This is a genomic window from Actinomycetospora sp. (assembly GCF_055612215.1).
The window spans coordinates 1-1,491 of sequence record NZ_JBVPVA010000405.1; the positions used below are offsets into that span (position 1 = coordinate 1).

The following is a 1,491-nucleotide window of genomic DNA, read 5'->3' on the forward strand; positions in this document are numbered from 1 at the left end:
CCGAGGCCGCCCCGCACGTCAGGCCTTCGGCCCGGCCGTGCCCTCGTCGGGCCCCGACCCGTCCTCCGGGGCCGGACCGTCCTCGGAGCCCTCCCCGGGCGCCGACGTCCCGGACTCCTTCTCCGCGCGCATCTCCTGCTCGAGGCGCGCGATCGGGTCGTCGAGGTCGCTGAACGACGTCCCGGCCTCCCCCTCGGGGATCGCCGCGGGGCCGCGGACGAACGCCGCGGGGTCGTCGAGGTCCTCGGCGGTCGGCAGCAGGTCGGGGTGCGCCCAGACCGCGTCGCGGCCGTCGACGTCGCGCTCCTCGCCCAGCAGGCGCCACAGCTCGGCGGCGTCGCGCAGCCGGCGGGGCCGCAGCTCGAGCCCGACGAGCGTCGCGAAGGTCTGCTCGGCGGGACCACCCGAGGCGCGGCGGCGGCGCATGCTCTCGCGCAGCGCGCTCGCGCCGGGGAGCCGGTCGCCGACCGCCTGCGCGACGACGTGGTCGACCCAGCCCTCGACGAGCGCGAGCAGCGTCTCGAGCCGGGTGAGCGCCGCCTTCTGCGCCTCGGTGGTCTGCGGCTCGAAGAGCCCCGAGGACATGGCCTGCTCGATCGCCGCCGGGTTCGACGGGTCGAGGTCGCGGGCGAGCTCCTCGATGCGCGAGGTGTCGATGGTGATGCCGTGCGCGAACTCCTCGACGGTGGCGAGCAGGCGCTGGCGCAGCCACGGGACGTGCCCGAAGAGGCGGTGGTGGGCGGCCTCGCGGGCGGCGAGGAAGACCAGCACCTCGCTCGCGGGCCGGTCGAGGCCCTCGGTGAACCGGGCGACCGCGCCGGGTAGCAGGGCCGCCGTGCCCTCGGGGCCAAGGGGCAGCCCGATGTCCGAGGAGGTGAGGACCTCGCCGGCGAGCTGCCCGAGCGCCTGGCCGAGCTGCGACCCGAAGGCCATGCCGCCGACCTGGGCGATCATCCCGAGCATCGGCCCCGCCATCTCGCGGGCCTCGGCGGGCAGGCCCTCGACCCACGCGTCGGCGACGCGGTGCGCCACCGGGTCGCACAGCCGCTGCCACGTGGGGACGGTCTTGTCCACCCAGTCGTTGGGCGACCACGCCGTCACCGTCGAGATCCCCGACGGCAGGGTGGTCGCGTCGTCGAGCCAGAGCTCGGCCAGGCGCACCGACTCCTCGATCGCCGTGCGCTGCTCGGCGGTGGGCTTCGTCGAACCCTGCGCGCCGAGCTGCTGGTGGGCCATCTGCGCCGCCAGCTGGTAGTTCACCGGCCCGCTGCCGCCGCCGGGCCCGCCACCCGCCGAGAGCATCTGCCCGAGCTGGGTGAGCATCTGCCCGAGCTGCCCGAGATCGAACCCCCCGGGGCCGCCCGCACCGCCGGCGCCGAACGCCGCGAACGGGTTGCCGCCCGCACCGCCCGGGCCGAAGCCGAAGCCGCCGCCGGGCCCCTGGCCGCCGGAGCCGGACCCGGAGGACCCCTCGTTGCGGGGGTCGTCGGG

At 77.0% G+C, this 1,491-nt stretch carries 1 protein-coding gene; it reads right to left on the reverse strand.

The genetic code is table 11. The features are described 5' to 3' along the window. Positions 1-18 precede the first annotated feature (18 nt). The coding region (locus tag AC0CYZ_RS11480) for a zinc-dependent metalloprotease (RefSeq protein WP_472215366.1) at positions 19-1,491 on the reverse strand (1,473 nt) is incomplete at its 5' end.